The organism is Streptomyces sp. SID13031, from assembly GCF_010548305.1.
GTDB lineage: Bacteria > Actinomycetota > Actinomycetes > Propionibacteriales > Kribbellaceae > Kribbella.
This window is the reverse complement of the sequence record NZ_JAAGLV010000002.1, coordinates 161,181-180,732: the sequence shown is the minus strand read 5'-3', so window position 1 is coordinate 180,732 and position 19,552 is coordinate 161,181. Positions and strand designations below refer to the sequence as shown.

The following is a 19,552-nucleotide window of genomic DNA, read 5'->3' as shown; positions in this document are numbered from 1 at the left end:
TCAGCTCACTTCCGGCGACGCGAGCTTCACGCCGACACCACGGACGCTGTGCAGAAAGCGTGGCTCAGCGGCGGTCTCACCGAGTTTGCGGCGCAGCCAGGAGAGGTGGACGTCGACCGTACGGTCGCCGCCTCCCCAGGGCAGGCCCCAGACCTCGGCCAGCAGCTCGCGTTTCGTCACGACGGCGCCCGCCCGCCGCGACAAGGCGAGCAGCAGGTCGAACTCCTTGCGCGTCAGGTCGACGGGCAAGCCGTCGACGGTCACCTCGCGGCTGCGCGGGTCGATGGAGAGCGCGCCGAGGCTGAGCATCGATTCGCCCTGCTGATCAGGCCCGCCCCGGCGCAGCACGGCCCGGATTCTCGCGTCGATCTGGGCGGAGCTGAACGGCTTGATCACATAGTCGTCGGCGCCGGCATCGAGCAGCCGCACCACGCTCGCGTCGTCGTCCCGGGCGGTCGCGACGATCACCGGCACGTCGCTGACGGCGCGGACCATCGCGAGCACGTCCCTGCCGTCGAGATCGGGCAGCCCGAGATCGAGCAGCATCACCTCGGGCTTGTCGCGAGCGGCCGCCGCGACCCCCTCGGCGCCACTGGCCAGCGCCGTGACGGCATGCCCGGCCGCCGTGAGCGACTTGCTCAGCGACGTCCGGATCGCGTCATCGTCCTCGACCAGCAACACCCTCGCCATGAGGTCGAGCGTAGTGCCCGGACCCCCACCACCCATCAACCTCCGACCCTCGCGCCCCTCCCCGCTGGGCTAGGCGGCGGCCGCGAGCCTGACCCGGGGTTGGTGTGTGGTGGCGGTCCGGGGGCTCAGCTGTCGACCGCCGGCAGGGGCAATCTCAGGCCGGTACTGCGGAGTTCGAGGTCGGCGAGTCGGGTGATGACGGCCGAATCACCCTCGCGCCAGGCGGTCACCGGGTCGTCGGAGATCTTCGCGAGCTTGTGCATCGGCTGGTTGGCCAGCGCCCGGAGCGCGAACAGGTCGAGGTCGGCGGCGTTGTCGATGAACTTGCGCGCGGCCGTCGCCCGGCGGGAGAACCTGATCCGCCGAGGAAGCCAGATCAGCAGCGCGAACAGGACCGGCAATCCGATCGTCACCCCGGCCAGTAGATAGGCCAACTGCTCGACGGCATGCGCCTGATCCCGTCCTGCCTCAGCCAGTTTCGAGGCGGCGCCGGCGGCGCCGTCGATCGGTGCCCGCAACTGGTCGCCGACCGCGGGTACCTTGCCCACCGGCTCCGAGAACTTGTGCAGGTCCGCCGCCAGCCCGTCGCCGGCCTCGGCTGTCTTGCGACCGGGATACCCGAGCGCGTTGGTGATCTTGAAGACGGTCAGGCCGAGTGCGGTACAGAACGCGATCCAGCCCAGCAGCAACAGGTCCCCGAACACCTGTCCGAACCGCTGCACACCCACATCGGAGTAGAGCTTCACGGGTCATCTCCTCGATCGGTTATCCCCTCCAATGCCCCAGTCCGACTGACCTGACACGCACGGCGCCAGTACTGTCGGTGGATGATCGCGATCGCCGCCGACGGCGTGTTCGACGGGGAGCAGTACTCGGGCGGCGGGGTGATGGTCGTCGTCGACGGCGAGCGGATCGTCAGCGTCGGACCAGCCGGTACTGCGCCGCCCGGCGGCGAGCTGATCCGCTTCGACGGCTGCACCGTACTACCAGGGCTGATCGACGCTCACGTCCACCTCTGTTGCAACGGCGAACTGGGCGCCCTGCCGGGAGCGGTCATCGGCCTGGTCGACGGCGGCGTATCACTCACCGCGGCGCTCAGCACCGCCACCCTTCATGCCGCCACTGCTCTCAGCCTCCCCGGCAAGGGCCGCCTTAGTCCCGGCTCGGATGCCGACCTCTTGGTTGTCCTCGGCAACCCGGCCAACGACATCATTGCGTTGAGGACTCCTCAGGCTGTTTATCTGCGCGGTATCCGGGCTCACTGAAGGTTGCCGACGGCCTCGATCTCGACGAGGAGGTCGGAGCGGCAGAGATCGATCACGAGGTAGACGAGCTGGGCGTCGGGGGCGAAGGTCTGCCGGCAGAGGCCTTGGACGGTCTCCAGGTCCGACTCGTGGCGGACGTAGACCTTGACCGTGCGCAGGGCGGAGAGGTCGGCGCCTTGCGAGGAGACCAAGGCGGTCAGGTTGTCGAAGGTGGTGCGGCACTGGGCGGCGATGTCTGCGCGATGCACGGTTCCGTGGCCCAGGATGGCCGCAGTACCGGAGAGGTAGAGCTGACCGCCGTCCCGGGCCGCTCTCGCCAAGGCCGGCGAGCGAGGGCCGTACTGTTGCGGGTAGCGGTAGGCGGGGGTCTGCTGGGGGTTCTCGATGGCTAGGTGCGGGCTGGTGCGGCGAGCCAACAGATAGAGGACGATGCCGTCGCCATGTCCGCCGACTACGGTGCCGGCAGGCAGGCCGGCCAGCCGGATGGGCGACAGGTCGAAGGCCTCGGCGCGGCCGCGGCAGAAGTCCTGGTAGATCTCCAGGCCGTCGGCGTTGGACTCGTTGATCCGCGAGGCCGTGTTCCAGATCCGGAACACGTGCGGATAGCCGAGATCGGCCATTGCGAGGAGTGCGCTCAGGTAGGCATCGCGGACTCCCGGCGCATACCTGTCGGCGGGCGGAACCTGTACTGCGCAGAACGCGTACTCGCCGTCGTGGCCGTAGACCACGTCGTCGAACTCCCCCGCCACGACCGGCCGGCCCGTCGTCCAGACCTCGGCGAAGGACCCGGCCGGGTCGAGCACGTCGGGCAGCCGGACGAGCGGTGCCTTCGCGGGCTCCGCGGCGATCGCGGTCGCACTGCCCGCTCCCGGCGCGGTATGCCAGATGATCCCGAGGGGATGCTCGACACCGCTCACGTCACCGACAACGCAGTTCAGTCGCTCGGGCACCCGGATCCGTCCTTCGTCAGCCGCCTGGAGTCACCGAACGTACCCGCCGGCCAAAATTCTCCGGCCGGTCGTTGCGGGCTGCTTCACCACTACGGACCTGACTGAAATCCTGCGGCTGAAACCGCTGGAGAACTTTTTGTCCGTAGGGCTCGTTAGGGTGACGTTGTGGTTGAGATATCGCTTGGAGCGCTGGGGTATCACCGGGCCGTGCTTTCGCAAGTACGCCGGGTGGATGAGCGCGCCTGGGCGGCCTTGCGGGACGGGGAGGCAAGCGACGACGAGCTGAGCGACGCGCTGCTGCGGAACACGTACCGACTGGAGGCGGCGAGTCACGCGGAGCTGCACGAGGCGGGGCGGCGGGCTGCGGAGGCGCTCGGTCTTCAGGTGGAGATCGAGTACTTCCAGGCTCAGGGTGTCGGGCAGCCCAACGCCTCCTTGCTGCATCAAGGGGCGCGGGCGGTGATCCTGTTCGAGGGCCCGTTGCTGGAGCGGCTGGATCCGGATGAGTTGACCGCGGTCTGCGGGCACGAGCTGGCGCATCGAGTGCTGTGGACTCTCGAGGACGGCGCCTTCCTCGCGGTCGACCGATTGCTCGACGCAGCCGCGGCTGACGCACGCACACCCGCGCAGTACTTGGAGACCCATCGCCGCTGGGTGATGGCGGGTGAGCTGTTCGCCGACCGAGGCGCACTCGTCGCCTGCGGAGACCTCAGTACTACGGTGCGCGCGCTGCTGAAGATCCAAACGGGACTGGGTTCCGTCGACCCGGCCGCCTATCTCCGCCAAGCTGGTGAGCTTGATTTGAGCACCGGCAGTCGCGGGACGAGTCACCCCGAAGGAGTTGCTCGCGCCTGGGCACTGCAGAACTGGCTCGCCGGGGAAGACGTCGAAGTACTGCTCACCGGGCCGCTCGACGTGGACGCGCCGGATCTGCTGGATGCCGGGTTGCTGCGCGAGCTGAGCATGGACTTCGCCGCGCACATCGCTCAGACGGAGGGCCTGCGCACGGACACGGTCGCCACCTATGCGGCCGGCTTCGCGGATCCACCCGGGCCTCTCGGCGTACCGGGTGGTGCGGTTCCGCGTTTTGACGAACCGTTGGCGATCCGCCCTGTCGACGGTGCGCCGATCCCCCGGCCGCGCGCGTTGACGGGTGCGACACGGCAGTACCTCTGCTATCTCTTGCTCGATCTCGCGACGGCCGATCCCGAGCTCGGTGATGACGGGCTGATCGCGTCGATGGCTTTGGCCCGGCGCGCAGGGCTTCCGGAGTACGACGATCTGGCCGACGACGAGTTGGGCTGGAGCGATCAGCGGCGGGCCGAGCTGACCCGGGCGGTGACGCCATGAAGGATCTCGTCGCGCTGGCGGTCTCCCAAGGCGGGCTCGGCAATGATGCGTTGCTCGCGGCCGTGCTGCCGTTGTTCCATGCCACTGCCGAGGTGCACGAGCGCGGGCTGGTCGCGCCCCTGCGTGGGCTCGAGCGGATCACCGTCGACGACCGGACCAGACTCGGCTTCGCTCCCGAGGATGCGTCGCGACCGCTGATTCAGGCAGCCGAAATCGCTGCCAGGGAAGGGCATCGGGCGTCGGCGGTCGAGGTCGTCGCGCGCCGGGAGGTCGAGCTGGATCTCGGTGAGAGCGGCGGGCGCAGCTCGGTTCAAGTGACCGAGCCGGTGCCTGAGGCCATCACCGCGCCGGTCCTCGTGCCAGGTTGGCAGAGCTGGGAGCACGTGCTCGGCCACCACGACCCACTGACCGACATCTTCAGCCTCGGCCAACTCCTGATCGGGCTCGGCTGTGGGCTCGACCTGTCCCGGACGGAGGACGTCGCCCGGCTGATCGATGCCCGAGGCAACTTCCACCGGTTGACCGGGACACTGCACCCGGTGATCGTCTCGGTGGCGTCGCAGATGGCCGAGCCCGACCGCCATCACCGCGCCCAGGACCTGCGCTCGCTGATCGAGCAGCTGGAGAACTATCGGGATCAGCCGCTCGACTTCGACGTCGACGCGATCACGCGCGATACCGCGGATCGCCGCGAGGCGGTGCTGAAATCCCTGCGGGACAGGCTCTTCGACCTCTCCCGGCGCAATCGCCTGGTCAGCTTCCGGCACACCGCCCAGACGGTCAACCTGACCGAGGTCTCCGTCCCGCTGATGCTCGACGTGCGCAACATCCGCGCCGAGCAGCTCTTCACCTGGAACACCGACCTCGCTCCTCAGCTGGTCGACGGCCAAGCGCATCCGCTCGGCAAATGGGTCAGGTACGACGAAGCCCCGTACGCCGCGGGCGCACTGGACAAGCTGATCTCGACGGCCAGGCGCGACCGCGCGGAGTACGGGCAGGACCAGCTGCGGCTCGTACCGGCGTTCCTGCGCTGGCACGATCTGAAGAACGACCCGGCGACCCGGCTGACCTCTCCGCTGGTGCTCGTGAAGGTAGAGCTCGCGAAGAAGCGCGGCGTGCGCGATTCGTACACGCTGCGGATCACCGATCCGGTCGCCGAGATCAACCCGACGCTGCGGCACCACCTGCACCAGCTCTACGGGATCAACCTGCCGGACAAGATCGACCTCAGCGAGCCGGACGCGATCGGCGTACTGCACGAGCGGTTGCGGGCCGAGCTTCAGGCGTCGGAGCCAGGGCTGCAGCTGCAGCTGCGGGCGAAACCGCGGATCGACCTCGTCCGCCAGCGCGCGATGGTGAAACTGCGGAACTACCGCCGGAGGCAGCACGGGAACACGGCGAACGAGTTCGGCGGACGGCACTACTCGTACTCCTACCGGCGGCCGGACTACCAGCCGCTGGGAGTGCAGATCTTCCGCAATCAGCTGGCCGTGCAGGAGTTGCCACTGAGTGTTGTGTTGGGCCAGCCTCGCCGGCCGGGCGCTATCGAGACCGACAGCTACGTCCTGGAGACGGGCGACGACGGCAGTCCGTACTCGTGGGACGTCGATCTATGCGCGGTCGCGTTGGCGAACTTCAACTACCGGACGCTCGGGCTCGTGCGCGACTACGACGAGCTGCTCCAGACCGGTCGGTCGTGTCCGTCGTTCGACCAACTGTTCTCGGATCGGCCGCGGCCGCTGGTGAGCGACCCGCCCGAGCTGCCGACGGCGGCGCGGCATCTGGTGGTGCCTGCGGACGGATCGCAGGTGGCGGCGGTGGCGCGGGCTCAGCGCGGCGAGAGCTTCGTGATCCAAGGCCCACCGGGGACGGGCAAGTCGCAGACGATCACCAACATGATCGCGGACTTCGTGGCGCGCGGTCAGCGGGTGCTGTTCGTCTGCCAGAAGCGCGCGGCGCTCGACGTCGTCCACGCCCGGCTGGTGAGCCGCCGGCTCGACGGGCTGTGCACGCTGATCCACGACTCCCAGGCCGACAAGAAGGCCTTCGTGCACGGTTTGCGCAACACGTATGAGTCCTGGCTGGCCGCCTCGGACGATCTCGACGACCTGACCGTACGCCGAGACGCGCTGGTGGCCCGGGTAGATCGCCTGCTCGCCACCGTCGGCGCCTTCGAGACGCAACTGGCGGGCGAGTCACCTTCGCTCCGGACCGTCGTGAACACCCTGGCCGAGTTGCGCTCGTCCGAGTGGGGTTCAGCGCTGAAGCCGTCGCAACGCAAGCTGATCCCGTCACCGGCCGATTGGTGGGAGGCACGGGAAGTCATCGGCGAGCTGGCGTCCGGGCTGGCCGCCGCTGATCCGGCCAGCGGCGGCGTCCTAGCCCGAAGCCCCTTGAGCCTCATCACCCCTGCCGTCTGGTCGGCGCCAGGTGCGGACGCGGAGATCCCCGCCATCGCCACGGAAGCCCGCGACGCTTGGTCGGCGGTCGCCGAAGCCCTCACAGCCACCGGTCTGTCTGCCCCCGACGGCTGGGGCAATGTCGAGATCGCGGTTGTGCGCCGGCTCGGAGAGGTCGGGGTGGTCATGCTCCCCCTCGTCGAGCGCGGAAAGGGCGAGGCACTCGACAGCAGCTCCGCAGCGGCTCGAGAGCTCCGTCTGGTCGCGGCTGAGCACGAGGCGCTGCTGGCAACCGAGCGCGCTGCCTGGGAGGAGGCTGCAGGCTGGACCGACCCGCTGTCCGCAGCCGACGCCCGCTCAGCCCTAACCGTTGCCCAGAGCAAAGAAGGCGGCCTGCTCTCCTTCCTCTCCGGCGACTGGCGACGAGTGAAGTCCCTGGTCCACAACCGCTTCGACGCCTCCCACCGAGCGATCCGCCCATCGGCAACAGAACTCCTCACCACCCTCGTCGCCGCCCACAACGCCACCGCCGCAACCACAGCAAACGCCGAAAAAGCCCTCCACAACTGGGGCGCCCCAAACCCAACGGCCCTGTCCCAAACCCTCCAATCCCTAACCCAAGACCCAACCCTCACCCCCTGGCAAACCACAACCCCCGAGCCCACCAACCCCACCCCGCCCGCACTCGCCCGCCCCATTCCGACCGCACCCCAAACCACCCCAACCCCCGACACCGCAGCCTTCACCCCGAACCCCGGCAGCACAAACGCCACCGTGGGTGAAGCGACCGCGCATGTCAGCGGCGCAGCCGCCCCGACCCCAGCCGCGGGGACGGATGGGACGACTCGCCTTTCTCCCGCGACTTCGCCGTTTGCTGGAGTGGGAGTTGTGGCTGGGCTGGCTCGGGTTGCTCGGGTGTTGCAGGAGGCCGAGGAGGTCGCGGGGCGACTTCTGGTTGAGGGGTACTGCGAGCAGACGCTCGCTGATGTCCGGGAGATTGTTGGAGTGCTGGCGTCGCCCGAGGTGGTACCGGTGGTTCAGCGGCTGGTTTCGGTGATGCGGCGGTTGAGCGAGACGCCGGCATCGGCTCAGATCGCAGTACGGGGGCTGGAAGCTACTCCTGAGCAGTTGGAGTACGCGGTTTGTGCGTTGCGATGGGAGCGGGCCCGGGCGGCGACGCCGTTGCTGAGTGAGGTGACTTCGGCGCGGCTGGACTCGATTGTCGGTGAGTTGAGTGTGGTGTACGACGAGCTGACGACGATCAACGCCGACGTGGTAGTGGGCGGCGTGCGGCGGCGGTTCTTGAGCGAGCTGGCGCACTCCGAGGCGAGCGTGACGGGCATGTCAGCGGAGGATCGCGCGCGGAAGAAGACGTTCAGCGCCGGGCGGCGCGAACTGGAGCACGAGTTCGGCAAGGTGATGCGCTACAAGTCGATCCGCGATCTCGCCTCCGGCGCCCCCGGCGAGGTCGTCTCACGGCTGCGCCCGGTCTGGCTGATGAGCCCGTCGTCGGTCTCGGACACGTTGCCGCTCGACACCTCCTTCGACGTGGTGATCTACGACGAGGCGAGCCAGATCCCCATCGAGGAAGCGATTCCCGCGCTGCACCGAGCACCTCAGGTGATCGTCGTCGGCGACCAGATGCAGCTGCCGCCCACCCAGTACTTCCGCGTCACCACCCCGGCCGCGGACCCTGACGACGAGGCCGAGCACATCGGCGTCGCGCTGTCGGACGACAGCTTCCTGGCGATCAGCGCGCTGCGGCTCGCGTCGACCATGCTGACCTGGCACTACCGGAGCCGTTCCGAGGCCTTGATCTCGTTCAGCAACGCGGCCTTCTACCAAGGACGGCTCGCCACTATCCCAGATCGCCTGCCCGCCCATCCCGCGCCACCGTGGACAGTCCGCGCCGGCGACGAGCTGCCCTCCCAGGTCTCGGAGGTGGTCGACGGGATGCTCGCGGGCAGCATCACCGCAGTACGGGTTGCCGACGGCATCTATGTACGACGGACGAACCCCGCTGAGGCAAGGTGGATCGCCGGGCTGGTTCGCGAGATCCTGGCACGCGACACTGGCAAGAGTCTCGGCATCGTGGCGTTCTCGGAGGCACAGCAGGGCGAGATCGAGCGGGCGCTGGACGAGTTGGCCGACAGCGATCCGGAGTTCGGCGCGCGGTACGAGGCCGAGCAGGTGCGTACGCGCGACGAGCAGGACGCCGGGTTGTTCGTGAAGAACCTGGAGAACATCCAGGGCGACGAGCGCGACATCATCATCATGAGCGTCTGCTACGCGGCCGGCCCCGACGGCCGGATGCTGATGAACTTCGGCCCGATCAACACCTCCGGCGGCGAGAAACGCCTGAACGTCATCTTCAGCCGCGCCCGCCAGCACATGGTCATCGTCAGCAGCATCGAACCAGAAGCCATCACCAACACCTACAACGACGGCGCCAACACCCTGCGCCGCTTCCTCGCCTACGCCAACGCAGTCTCCCAAGCCAACCCCGAAGCCACCCAAGCCGCCCTCACCCGCGGCGGCCCTGCCGGTACTGGCCCGACCAGGCTTGCAGGAGGCCATCCGAAGACACCGAAGTCCGCGGTGATCGAGCAACTGGCCGAGCGCCTTCGAGCAGAAGGGGTTGTCGTCAAAACGGAGGTCGGCGAATCGGTCTTCCGCTGCGACCTGGCCCTGCGCCGCCCCAATGACAACGGGCACCAACTCGCAGTACTGGTAGACACCCCCGACCGAATCGCCGCCGACACCCTCCTCGAGCGCCTGACCACCCACCCCCGCGCCCTCACCACCGGCGGCTGGCGAACCCACCACGTCCTCACCGGCGACTGGACCGCCAACCCAGACGCAGTACTAGCCCGCCTACTCGACACCCTCAACCGCCCCACCGACAACTAACCCACGCCCACGCCCACGCCCGCACCGGCAGCCCCGTCGAGATCGTTGCCGAATGCGCCAAAGGCCATCGCGCCGATCTGGACGAGCTGACGGTGACGGTGACGGTGACGGTGACGGTCTAAAGATCTAGAGCGAAGACCGCAGGTTCCAGAGCAGCGGGTAGTAGCGGAGGTCCAGCCGGCTGCGCAGGTAGCCCGCGCCTGACGACCCACCCGTACCAGGCTTGGTGCCGATCATTCGCTCCACCATCACCACGTGCCGCGCCCGCCAAGCGGCGGCGAGTTCGTCGTGCTGGATCAGCGCCTCCGCCAGTTCCCAGATCTCACCGTGGCTACTGCGGTCGCCGGCCACTGTCTGCAGAGCCTTGTGAAGGTCGTCCTCGTGGGCCGTCGAGAAGCCGGCCTGCTCGAGCACGGCCAGGAACGCATCCCACAGCGTCGGTTCGGCGAGACGCTTCTCGAGCCGGGCCTTCTCCGCCTCGGACAGCCCGCGGAAACGCTTCACGAACGACGGATCCTTGGCGGCGGACAGGAACTCGATCTCCCGGAACTGCACCGACTGGAACCCGCTCGCCGGCGACAACCGGTGCCGGAACTCGCCGAAGTCCTGCGGCGTCATCGTCTCGAGGATGTCGACCTGCTGGGTGAGCGTGCGCTCGATCGTGTGCACCCGGCGGAGCAGATGCTGCGCCTTCCACAGCTGCCCCGACAGCATCGCGTCGCGCGACGCCGTCATCTCGTGCAGCACCTGCTTGAACCACAGCTCGTAGACCTGGTGGATCGTGATGAAAAGCAGCTCGTCATGCGCCGGCGGATCCGACTCCAGCCGCTGCTGGTCGAGCAGCTGCTCCAGCCGCAGATAGCTGCCGTAGGTGAGCCGCCCGCCCTCCTCGCCGAAGTGGACATCCACCCCGTCCCAGCGACCGGTCACCGCTTCACCGCTGGGCTGGACCCCGCTCGTCTCACTCACGGGCTGAGGATAACCGCGATCACAGCCGGTGACCTCAGTAGTACAAAGAGTCCGGTACTGCGTCCAGCCACACCTTCTTGACCCCCGACGCCCCGGCGAGCCGTTGCCACGCGTCGGCCGAGCCCGGATCGCCGAGCCGCAGCCCGTCCCCGTTGATCGAGGTGTAGGTGTGCTCGACCCGAACTCCGTCAGCCGCCCGGACAGCCTGAGCACCGTGCCCGTTGTAGGTCACGATGATCGCCAACCCGCCCGCGTTCTGCCGCCGGTACTCCGGCCGCGCCAGCAACGTGACGTCGAACAACCGCCGATCGACAACACCCTTGCTGACCAGAGCAGCGGCATCAGCCGGTACGACGTACAGGTGGCCGCCCGATCCGTAGATGGTGATCCGGATGCGCTCCCGGCCGATCGCGGGCCGGACGGCCAGGAGCTTGCCGCTCGCATCGATCGCCACCTGGTCGCCGGTGACCAGGCTGATCCACTCCAGCGAGGGGCCGGTGGCGGCCGGACCGGTGGCCCGTCCGGTGACCGGCCCGGCCGCCGAGCTCACGGACGGAGCGGAAACGGTCAGACTCACCGCGAGGGCGACCACGCCGATGATCGCCGAGCTGCGAGTAGACAACGTTTCGACCTTTCCCTGTCCATGGACCGGTGTGATCCTCCCGCGAAGGCTATGAAGACGATGTCAGGGACTTGTCAGGAAGCGATCGCGATGTCGTCTCAGGCGGCGGTGTGACTGCCGGCGATGTCGCTCGTTGGGCTGTCGGTGGGAGTGAGCACCGATCCGAGGAGCAGCAACGCCGTGGACATCCAAGTCTTGCCCGATCGCAAGACCGTCAGCCCGGCCGACGTCGAGGCGGCGCTCCTGGACGGCTATCCGGGCTTCGTCCGGCTCGCCTACCTGATCCTGCCGTCCTCTCTCGGCCGCCATCGCCGCATCCTCGCCGCCCACGGCGTCGTCCAGCGCGCCCTCCCCGATCGCCGTCGCCTCGAGCGGCAACTGGCCGGCGAGAGCGACGCCACCGGCTTCCTCCGCCGCCGCGTCGTCCAGCACGCCATCAAACGAGCCGAATCCCGTACTCCGCTGCGCTGGTTGCCGCAGGTTTGGGGGCTCCGGCTGTTCCCCCGATCGGGCGCCGCCGACGACCTCTCCCTCGACCGAGCGCTCATCAGTCTCACCCCCGAGGCCCGGGCTGTGTGGGCTCTTGTATGCGCAGAGCAACTGTCCGTGGACGAAGCCGAGCTGTACCTGCGGACCATAGGCATCCAGCACGCGCAAGCCGCGATCAATGAGGCCGCCCTGCTCGACGAGGACGCCAGTAGTGGCACCATGTTCGACCCCTGTGCCGTGCGGCTGGCACCCACGGATCTGATCCGCCGCAAAGCCCGCGGACGCGCAGTGGCCATCGCGGTCACCGCAGTACTCGCCGCCGCGATCCTGATCTCCCTGCTCGCCACAGCTGGCGAGAGCCAGCCAACAGCGGGCCCACAGGCGCAGTACCAGCTAGTCCTGGCCTCCAAACTGACAGCAGAGGCCCTCCAGCGCACCGAAGCCGACAGGTGGCAGGACACCGCCCGCGTGGACTTCACCGCTTGGGCGCCACGCGGCAATCGCCTTGCAGACAAGGCCTTGCTGACCAGTGCCCTCAACGCGTGGTCCACCGGCGCCGGAGTCATCGCAGTAGCCGGTACGCCGACCGCCGCGCCCAGCCTCGCCCCTCAGCTCCTGTACTCCGGAGACGTCGACGGCAAGGCCGTGGTGCTCCTGTACGACGGTCAGCGCCTCGCCCGCTACACCGCTGGCGCCGGGCTCGTAGTAGCGAGAGCTGACGACTCCGATGTGACCACGGCCGCAGCAGTCGTCATCAGCGAGTCGGCCAAGGGCGTCCGCTTCCTCACTGCCCCCTGGATCGCCACGGCAACCCTGCGCGACCTGGTGAAGCCCAACACCCCGTCGGCCGGCCTCCCCAGCACTGACGGCATCACAACCGAGATCGCTCGCCCCACCTGCTCCTCCTGGCCGACACTCCAGCTCAGGTCGGCCTCAACAGTCGCGGAGAAGCACACCTTCCTGCTGACGTACCTGGGCGGCCTCAGCCCAGTGCACCTGACCTACATGCCGCCACCATCGAGTGGCGCCGCCCGATCTCCTCGCGAGGCGACCAGCAGCACCGCTCTGCTGAGCTGGGCCCAAACCGCCTGCAGCCTGCTAACGCTGCAGAGCCAGGGAGTCCGCTCCGCCAACAACTGGATCTTCGCCGAGCAGCCACTACCGGGAGGCGGCGTCGGTAGCTGGGTCTGCACGCGCTCGGACACGTGGGAGGGCAGCGGCTGGGCCAGCACTCGCCTCCTGGCGCCCGGAGCCAGCCCACTCCCGGCAGGCACGGCCGTCAACACCGCAGCCTGCAGCCGCTTCGACCAGAACGTCCTGGCCTCCGCCTACTGGAAGGCACCGACCGGCACTGGCTACCTACTGGCCGCAGGCAGCCGCCGCGTCGACCGCATCTCCCTCAACGGCCATGCCTACAAGGGAAACTTCGTCGCCCAACCAGCATCGAGCTCCCGCGCCCGCCTCACCGCACATCTGAGCACGGGCGCCACCCTCACTCCCCTCAACAAGTAAGCCGCGCGGCCGCCCAGTCGGCGTGGTCGGCGCCGTTGCCGTCACCTGCATCAGTGACAGCCAACTGCACCTGCGAGTGCCGACGTACTCCCCGTTGACCCAGACGAAGTAGCCGCTCGTCACGCCCTCGAACCGCAGCCACTGCCGGCGGCCGGCCTCATCGGCGGGCACGGTGAAGGTCTTGAGATAGGCGACGGTCGGGTTCACGTCCCGCGGTATCTTCGGCGGCGCGTCCGGCCACACCGCACATACGGAGAGCCTTCACCCCGTACTGCGGACGCGTCGTCGGCGTACGGCCAGAGGCGGCTGTGCGGCGCGACCTGTCCTTCGGCGACCTTGCCGGGATCCTCCAGATAGGTGTGCACGTCGGTCGGCCCGTCGGCCGCGCCGGCAGCACCCGGCACCGCGACGAACACTCCCGACAGGACAACGAGCGCAGCGAACCAGGTTCAGGCGACGGGCGGACATCGCACTCCTCAGGATCGAACAAGATCACACAGTGTTCACCTTCGGTGCACACTAAGTGGATCGGCGAGACCGGGTCAACGGTTCGGCCTGTCCGACGTTTTCCCACAGCTTCGATCACTTGGCGTATTGACGGCCTCACCCACAGCGTCCTAGTTTCGGTGAAAGCGCTCTCTTCCTACCGCCCCAGGGAGAACACCATGATCGTTGGAATCGTTTCCGTTGTCGCCCTGACAGCGTTGTCCATTCCCGCCGGAGCCCCACCGCCGGCTCCGCCCTCCACCCCGGCGGTGACGATGTCGGCCAACGCGACCATCTGCAACAAGTACTGCGACGGCCGAGATCCGGCGCTCTCACCGGGCGACCGGTCCCCCGTCTCGGCGACGATCTTCGGCCGCACGCTGCGGCTGCACTTCGACGACAACGACGCGATGGGCTGGGCCTCGATCGAGAACGGCAACCCCGGCGACGAGGTCTGGCTGGACCGCTCGATGGACGGCGGCCGCAGCTGGGCCGGTGGCAGTCGTCTCGGCAACACCGTCGTACCGGCCGCGCAGCACGGCTGGCGGACGGGGATGTTCAACGTCGACGACTGGAACAACGAAGGCGTCGGCGCGCTCCGCGCCTGCGGGAAGGCCGGCGACCGCGCCGACATCGCCTGTACGCCGTGGGCGCGCACCACCTGGAACGCGTGGGACCGGCGAACCGCGGCGGCGACCGCGCAGATGCAGTTCTACAACCGCTCGACCGGCCAGTTCGACACCACCGGCTGGTGGAACACGGCCAATGTGCTGACCGCGGTCATCGACAACGCCCGGATCTCGGGGATGAACAGCTATCGCTACGCGATCGGGCGCACCTACGACTTAAATCTCAACAAGGCCGAAGGCCAGTTCCGCAACGACTACATCGACGACACCGGCTGGTGGGGTCTCGCGTGGATCGCTGCGTACGACTACACCGGCGACGCCCGCTACCTGCAGACAGCGAGAGCAGACGCCGACCACATGGCCGCGTACTGGGACAACACCTGCGGCGGTGGGGTCTGGTGGAGCGAGGCGAAGACGTACAAGAACGCGATCTCCAACTCGCTCTACATCCAGCTGAGTGCCGCGCTGCACAACCGGATCGCGGGTGACGCGACCTACCTGCAACGCGCCCAGAGCGGCTGGACCTGGTTCCAGCAGACCGGGATGATCAACTCGTCCAAGCTGGTCAACGACGGCATCAGCCTCTCCACCTGCAAGAACAACGGAAGCACCGCCTGGACATACAACCAGGGAGTGTTGCTCGGGGCACTCACTGAGTTGTCCAGGGCAACCAACAACAGCTCGTACCTGACCACGGCGCGCCAGCTCGCCGATGCGGCGACCACCTCGTCGAGCCTCCACACCGCCGACGGAATCCTGCGGGAACCCTGCGAAGGCAGCAGCGACTGCGGTGGCGACGGCCAATCCTTCAAGGGCGCGCACTTACGCGGTCTCGGCAAACTGAACGCGGCCCTCTCCGACCACCCCTACACGACCTATCTACGCAAACAGGCCGACCGGGCATACGCAACCGACCGGACGGCGATGGACCAGTACGGTCTGCGCTGGTACGGCCCGGTCGACGCCCTCAGCGCTGCTCGCCAGCAGAGCGCCCTCGACCTGCTGAACGCAACCCCATGAGGCGCGGACGGAAGCCCGCGGCGGGGCGCGGACGGGGTGCGATTGTTGCTGTGGTCGCGGCTGCGCTGATAGCCACCGGGCTGGTCGTGCAAGCTGCGCCTGCTGTCGCGGTGCCGGCCCGGCCGACCCTTCGTGTTCTGCCTCTCGGCGACTCGATCACCGCTGGGGTCGGAAGTCCGACCATGTCGTCCTACCGAAAGCCGCTGGCCGGACTCATCAGCGGGCAGTCCCGGTACGACGCGAACTTCGTCGGCTCGCAGGCATCGGGGAATCTGGCCGACCTGTCCAACGAGGGACACAGCGGCTGGATCATCGACCAGGTCCGGGCCGAGATCGACGGCTGGCTGGCCGGTGCCCGGCCCGACGTCGTCACACTGCACCTGGGCATCAACGACCTCAACCGCAACGTCGACGTACCGAACGCACCGACCCGCTTCAAAGCACTCGTGGACCGGATCATCGCCGACAAGCCCGGCGTGACGGTGATCGTGCTCGGCCTGATCCCGACCACCCCCGGACTCGAGGCGAAGGTCGCCACCTTCAACAGCGCGGTGAAGTCGTTGCTGACAGCACCGAAGACCCGGTACGTCGAGCCGCCCGCGCTGACCGCGAGCGAGTTGCCCGACGGGCTGCATCCCAACGACGCGGGCTTCCAGCGGATGGCGAACGCCATCTACCCGGTGCTCGATCGCGCGTACTCCGACGGCGTCATCGCCGCCGGGCCGGCCGTCAATGCGGGCAACGAGGCCGGCGGCTCGGGCAAGGTGCGCTGGGCCGACTTCGATGGCGACGGGAGACTGGACTACCTGACCGTTGCGAGCAACGGCGTAGTACAGGCGTTCCTCAATCGCGGCGGCGACGGGCGCGGCGGCTGGTCGGTGCTCGGGCAGGTCGCGGCCGGTGTCACCACCGACGCCACGAGAGTGCGGTTCGCCGACTTCGACGGTGACAGCAAGGCGGACTACCTGGTGATCAACGCGAACGGATCCGTCTCGGCCTGGCTGAATCGCGGTGGTGACGGACGTGGCGGCTGGTCGGCGATCGGGCAGGTGGCCGCGGGAGTGACGACTGATCAGGCGTCAGTGCGCTTCGCCGACTTCGACGGGGACGGGAAGACCGACTACCTGACGATCGCGGCGAGTGGCGCAGTCCAGGCGTGGCTCAACCGCGGCGTCAACAACTGGTCGTCACTCGGCCAGGTGGCGACCGGCACGACGACCGACCGGACGAAGGTGCGCTTCGCGGACCTCGACGGGGACACCCGCGTGGACTACAGCACCATCGCGGCCGACGGATCCGTCCAGACCTACCTCAACCGCGGCGGCGACGGTCGCGGCGGCTGGCTCGGGCTCGGAAAGACGGCGAGTGGACTGACGACCACGTCCGACCGGGTGGCGTTCAGCGACTTCACCGGCGACGGGAACGCCGACTACTCGATGGTCGACCTCGGCACGAACGCGGCCGTGGTCTACCAGTGGATCGGCGGCGACGGTCACGGTGGCTGGGTCAGCCTCGGCCAGGTCGCGCCGGGGGTGACGGTCGGATGAGAGCCATCCGGTTGAGACTCCTACTCGTCATCGCCGTACTCGTGGCCGGCATCTCGGCTCCGGCGACCGCTGTCACTCCGAAGCCGCCGCGGCTGAGCACTCCGTGGACCAGCCAGGTATCGACCACCAACCCCTTGCCCGAGTACCCACGACCGCAGCTGACCCGCCCGGACTGGCAAAGCCTCAACGGTGCTTGGCAGTTCGCGCCCACCGCGAACCTCAACACCCCACCGATCGGCACCACCCTGGGCGAGGAGGTCCTCGTCCCCTACCCCGTCGAGTCGGCCCTGTCCGGCCTCGAGCGGCACGAGAGCCGGATGTACTACCGGCGCACGTTCACGATCCCGCAGGGCTGGTCCGGCCGTCAGGTGCAGCTCAACTTCGGCGCCGTCATGTGGCAGTCCAAGGTCTGGGTCAACGGCACCCTGCTCGGCACCCACGAAGGCGGTTACGACGCGTTCTCGTACGACGTCACCTCAGCCCTGCGAGCGGGCTCCAACGAGGTCATCGTCGGGGTCTGGAACCCGGTCGACGCCGAGGACATCCCGCTCGGCAAGCAGCGGCTCAACCGCGGCGGCATCTGGTACACCCCGACCTCGGGCATCTGGCAGACCGTCTGGCTCGAGCCGACCAACGCGGCCCGCATCACCCGCCTCGACACCACCCCGAACGTCGCCGCGAGCGCCCTCGACCTGGCCGTCCAGGGCACGGCCGGCCAGAGCGTTCGCGCCCAAGTACTGTCCGGCGGCCAGGTCGTCGGCGAAGCGAACGGAACGACGGGCACCCAGTTCCGCATCCCGGTCCCCAACCCGAGGCTGTGGTCCCCCGACGATCCCTACCTGTACGACCTCAAAGTCACCCTGGGCAGCGGTGACGCCGTCAGCGGGTACTTCGGGATGCGCTCGGTCGGCAAGGCGATGCTCGGCGGCGTGCTGCGCCCGACCCTCAACGGGAAGTTCGTCTTCCAGCTCGGCACCCTCGATCAGGGCTACTGGCCCGACGGCCTGTCCACGGCGCCGACCGACGAGGCCCTGCGGTTCGATCTCGAACAGCAGAAGGCCCTCGGGTTCAACCTGGTCCGCAAGCACATCAAGGTCGAGTCGGCCCGCTGGTTCTACTGGGCGGACAAGCTCGGCCTGATGGTCTGGCAGGACATGCCCGCACTCGTTGCCGGGCGCAACGCTTCCGCGGCCGGCGAGGCCAGGTACGAGACCGAACTGCGGCGGCTGGTCGAGAACCACAAGGGCATCACGTCGATCGTCCAGTGGGTCCCGTTCAACGAGGGCTGGGGCGAGTTCGACGCGGGCCGGATCGCCGACCTGGTGAAGAGTCTCGACCCGACCCGGCTGGTCAACCACAACTCCGGCTCGAACTGCTGCGATTCCGATCCCGACCCCGGCAACGGCGATGTCATCGACGACCACATGTACGTCGGCCCGGGCGTCGCCAGAGCTCCGTCGTCGACCCGGATCCTCGCGCTGGGCGAGTACGGCGGGCTCGGTCTGCACGTGCCCGGTCACGAGTGGTCGACCGGGAACACCTTCGCCTACGAGATGTTGCCGACCTCGGAAGCGCTCACGAACCGGTACGTCCAGATCACCAGTCAGCTTCCCGACCTGATCACCAGCTCCGGCCTGTCCGCCAGTATCTACACCGAGCCGACCGACGTCGAGGACGAGATCAACGGCTTCTTCACCTATGACCGGCAGGTCCGCAAGATGGACTTCGCCAAGGTCCGCGAGGTCAACCTCAAGGTGCTCGCCGCGGCCAAGGGCACCGTGTTGCCGACGGGCAAACTCGCCTCGCTCCGGGTGACCACGACCGGGCTCACCACGCGGTACCTCCGGCACGCGAACGGCGTCGCCGGGACCGAAGTCGTCAACGCGTCCAGCGCCAGGGGACTCAAGCAAGACAGCACGTTCTGGGTCCGGCCCGGTCTCGCCGACGCGGCCTGCTACTCCTTCGAGTCGCGCAACTTCCCCGGCCAGTACCTGCGGCACTTCAACTTCCGGATCCAGAGAGAGGCCAACACCGGCGGTAGCTTCAACGCCGACGCGACTTTCTGTGCTCGCGAAGGGCTCAGCGGCGGTGGTACGTCGCTGGAGTCGAAGAACCTGCCCGGGTACTACCTGCGGCATCGCAACGCAGAGGTCTGGATCGATCGCGATACAGGCGGCTCCTTCCGCGAGGATGCCACCTGGAACGTCGTACCGGCTTGGTGGCGCAGTGGGGCTGATCTGGCCGACGGGCAGAGCCGCTCGTTCCGGGTGACGACGGCCGGCTACACCAACCGGTACCTGCGCCACTTGGACGGCGCCGCCAGGACTGATGTCATCGACGCGGCGTCACCCGCTACGGCGCGGCAGGACGCGAGCTTCATCATCCGCCCGGGGTTGGCGGAGAGCAGTTGCTACTCGCTCGAGTCGCGCAACTTCCCGGGACAGTTCCTGCGGCATCGCGGTTATCGGCTCTACAAGGATCCGAACGACGGCACCTCCACCTACGCGAAGGACGCGACGTTCTGCGCACAGCCGCCGCGAGCGGGTGGAGCGGGCAACGTGTCGTTGCAGTCGTTCAACTATCCGACCCACTATGTGCGGCACGCGAACGAGCTGGTCTACATAGCCGTTGCCGGAGGCGCCAATCCGTGGGACGGCGCGAGCAGCTACGACGCGGACACGACCTGGGCCGACACGGCCGGACTCGGAGGCTGA

General features: G+C 68.2%; 12 protein-coding genes and 1 pseudogene. 7 read left to right on the top strand and 6 right to left on the bottom strand.

Translation table 11 applies throughout. The features are described from left to right. Nucleotides 1–690: a response regulator transcription factor gene (locus G3I17_RS04915; RefSeq protein WP_164594508.1), complete on the bottom strand. Its 690-nt coding sequence runs from the start codon at nucleotides 688–690 to the stop codon at nucleotides 1–3. A gap of 125 nt (nucleotides 691–815) precedes the next feature. Then, on the bottom strand, nucleotides 816–1,436 hold the full coding sequence (locus tag G3I17_RS04910) for a hypothetical protein (protein WP_164594506.1): 621 nt from the start codon (nucleotides 1,434–1,436) through the stop codon (nucleotides 816–818). An 81-nt stretch (nucleotides 1,437–1,517) separates the two neighbouring features. Between G3I17_RS04910 and G3I17_RS04905 the strand changes: the two genes are divergently transcribed. Further along, entirely contained in the window at nucleotides 1,518–1,955 is a 438-nt protein-coding gene (locus G3I17_RS04905; protein WP_164594504.1) for an amidohydrolase family protein, read from the top strand. On the opposite strand, the gene G3I17_RS04900 is transcribed toward G3I17_RS04905, so the two are convergent. Next, on the bottom strand, nucleotides 1,949–2,905 hold the full coding sequence (locus tag G3I17_RS04900) for an FkbO/Hyg5 family chorismatase (protein WP_164594502.1): 957 nt from the start codon (nucleotides 2,903–2,905) through the stop codon (nucleotides 1,949–1,951). The genes G3I17_RS04905 and G3I17_RS04900 overlap by 7 nt on opposite strands. 165 nt (nucleotides 2,906–3,070) lie before the next feature. Here G3I17_RS04900 and G3I17_RS04895 point away from each other — a divergent pair, with 165 nt between their 5' ends. Together G3I17_RS04895 and G3I17_RS41505 are read left to right on the top strand one after the other, a co-directional pair. Beyond that, on the top strand, nucleotides 3,071–4,255 hold the full coding sequence (locus G3I17_RS04895; protein ID WP_164594500.1) for a M48 family metalloprotease: 1,185 nt from the start codon (nucleotides 3,071–3,073) through the stop codon (nucleotides 4,253–4,255). Next, complete coding sequence (locus G3I17_RS41505) at nucleotides 4,252–9,564, top strand: AAA domain-containing protein (RefSeq protein ID WP_164594499.1); 5,313 nt, start codon at nucleotides 4,252–4,254, stop codon at nucleotides 9,562–9,564. Before G3I17_RS04895 ends, G3I17_RS41505 begins: the two co-directional genes overlap by 4 nt. A gap of 126 nt (nucleotides 9,565–9,690) precedes the next feature. Here G3I17_RS41505 and G3I17_RS41985 read toward each other — a convergent pair whose 3' ends face one another. Both G3I17_RS41985 and G3I17_RS40390 read right to left on the bottom strand, forming a co-directional pair. Further along, entirely contained in the window at nucleotides 9,691–10,533 is an 843-nt protein-coding gene (locus G3I17_RS41985; protein WP_343238206.1) for a tryptophan 2,3-dioxygenase family protein, read from the bottom strand. A gap of 34 nt (nucleotides 10,534–10,567) precedes the next feature. Next, nucleotides 10,568–11,155 carry a hypothetical protein gene (locus G3I17_RS40390; RefSeq protein WP_164594497.1) on the bottom strand — a complete coding sequence of 196 codons (588 nt, stop codon included), beginning with the start codon at nucleotides 11,153–11,155 and terminating at the stop codon, nucleotides 10,568–10,570. A 180-nt stretch (nucleotides 11,156–11,335) separates the two neighbouring features. Between G3I17_RS40390 and G3I17_RS41980 the strand changes: the two genes are divergently transcribed. Next, the gene (locus tag G3I17_RS41980) at nucleotides 11,336–13,156 is read left to right on the top strand and encodes a hypothetical protein (protein WP_343238205.1); all 1,821 of its coding nucleotides are present in this window, start codon (nucleotides 11,336–11,338) and stop codon (nucleotides 13,154–13,156) included. 114 nt (nucleotides 13,157–13,270) lie between these two features. Here G3I17_RS41980 and G3I17_RS41975 read toward each other — a convergent pair. Continuing rightward, nucleotides 13,271–13,327 (bottom strand): annotated as a pseudogene (locus G3I17_RS41975) (hypothetical protein); the annotation flags it as partial. Between the two features lie 590 nt (nucleotides 13,328–13,917). Here G3I17_RS41975 and G3I17_RS04870 point away from each other — a divergent pair. Genes G3I17_RS04870 through G3I17_RS04860 form a run of 3 tightly spaced genes read left to right on the top strand, consistent with a single transcriptional unit; the run spans nucleotide 13,918 to nucleotide 19,552 of the window. Continuing rightward, nucleotides 13,918–15,291, top strand: coding sequence for a glycoside hydrolase family 76 protein (locus G3I17_RS04870; protein ID WP_239062245.1), 1,374 nt, complete (start codon nucleotides 13,918–13,920; stop codon nucleotides 15,289–15,291). A 50-nt stretch (nucleotides 15,292–15,341) separates the two neighbouring features. After that, nucleotides 15,342–16,838 (top strand): FG-GAP-like repeat-containing protein, encoded by a 1,497-nt coding sequence (locus G3I17_RS04865; RefSeq protein ID WP_203589761.1) that lies wholly within the window; start codon nucleotides 15,342–15,344, stop codon nucleotides 16,836–16,838. Next, nucleotides 16,835–19,552 (top strand): AbfB domain-containing protein, encoded by a 2,718-nt coding sequence (locus tag G3I17_RS04860; RefSeq protein WP_164594491.1) that lies wholly within the window; start codon nucleotides 16,835–16,837, stop codon nucleotides 19,550–19,552. Before G3I17_RS04865 ends, G3I17_RS04860 begins: the two co-directional genes overlap by 4 nt.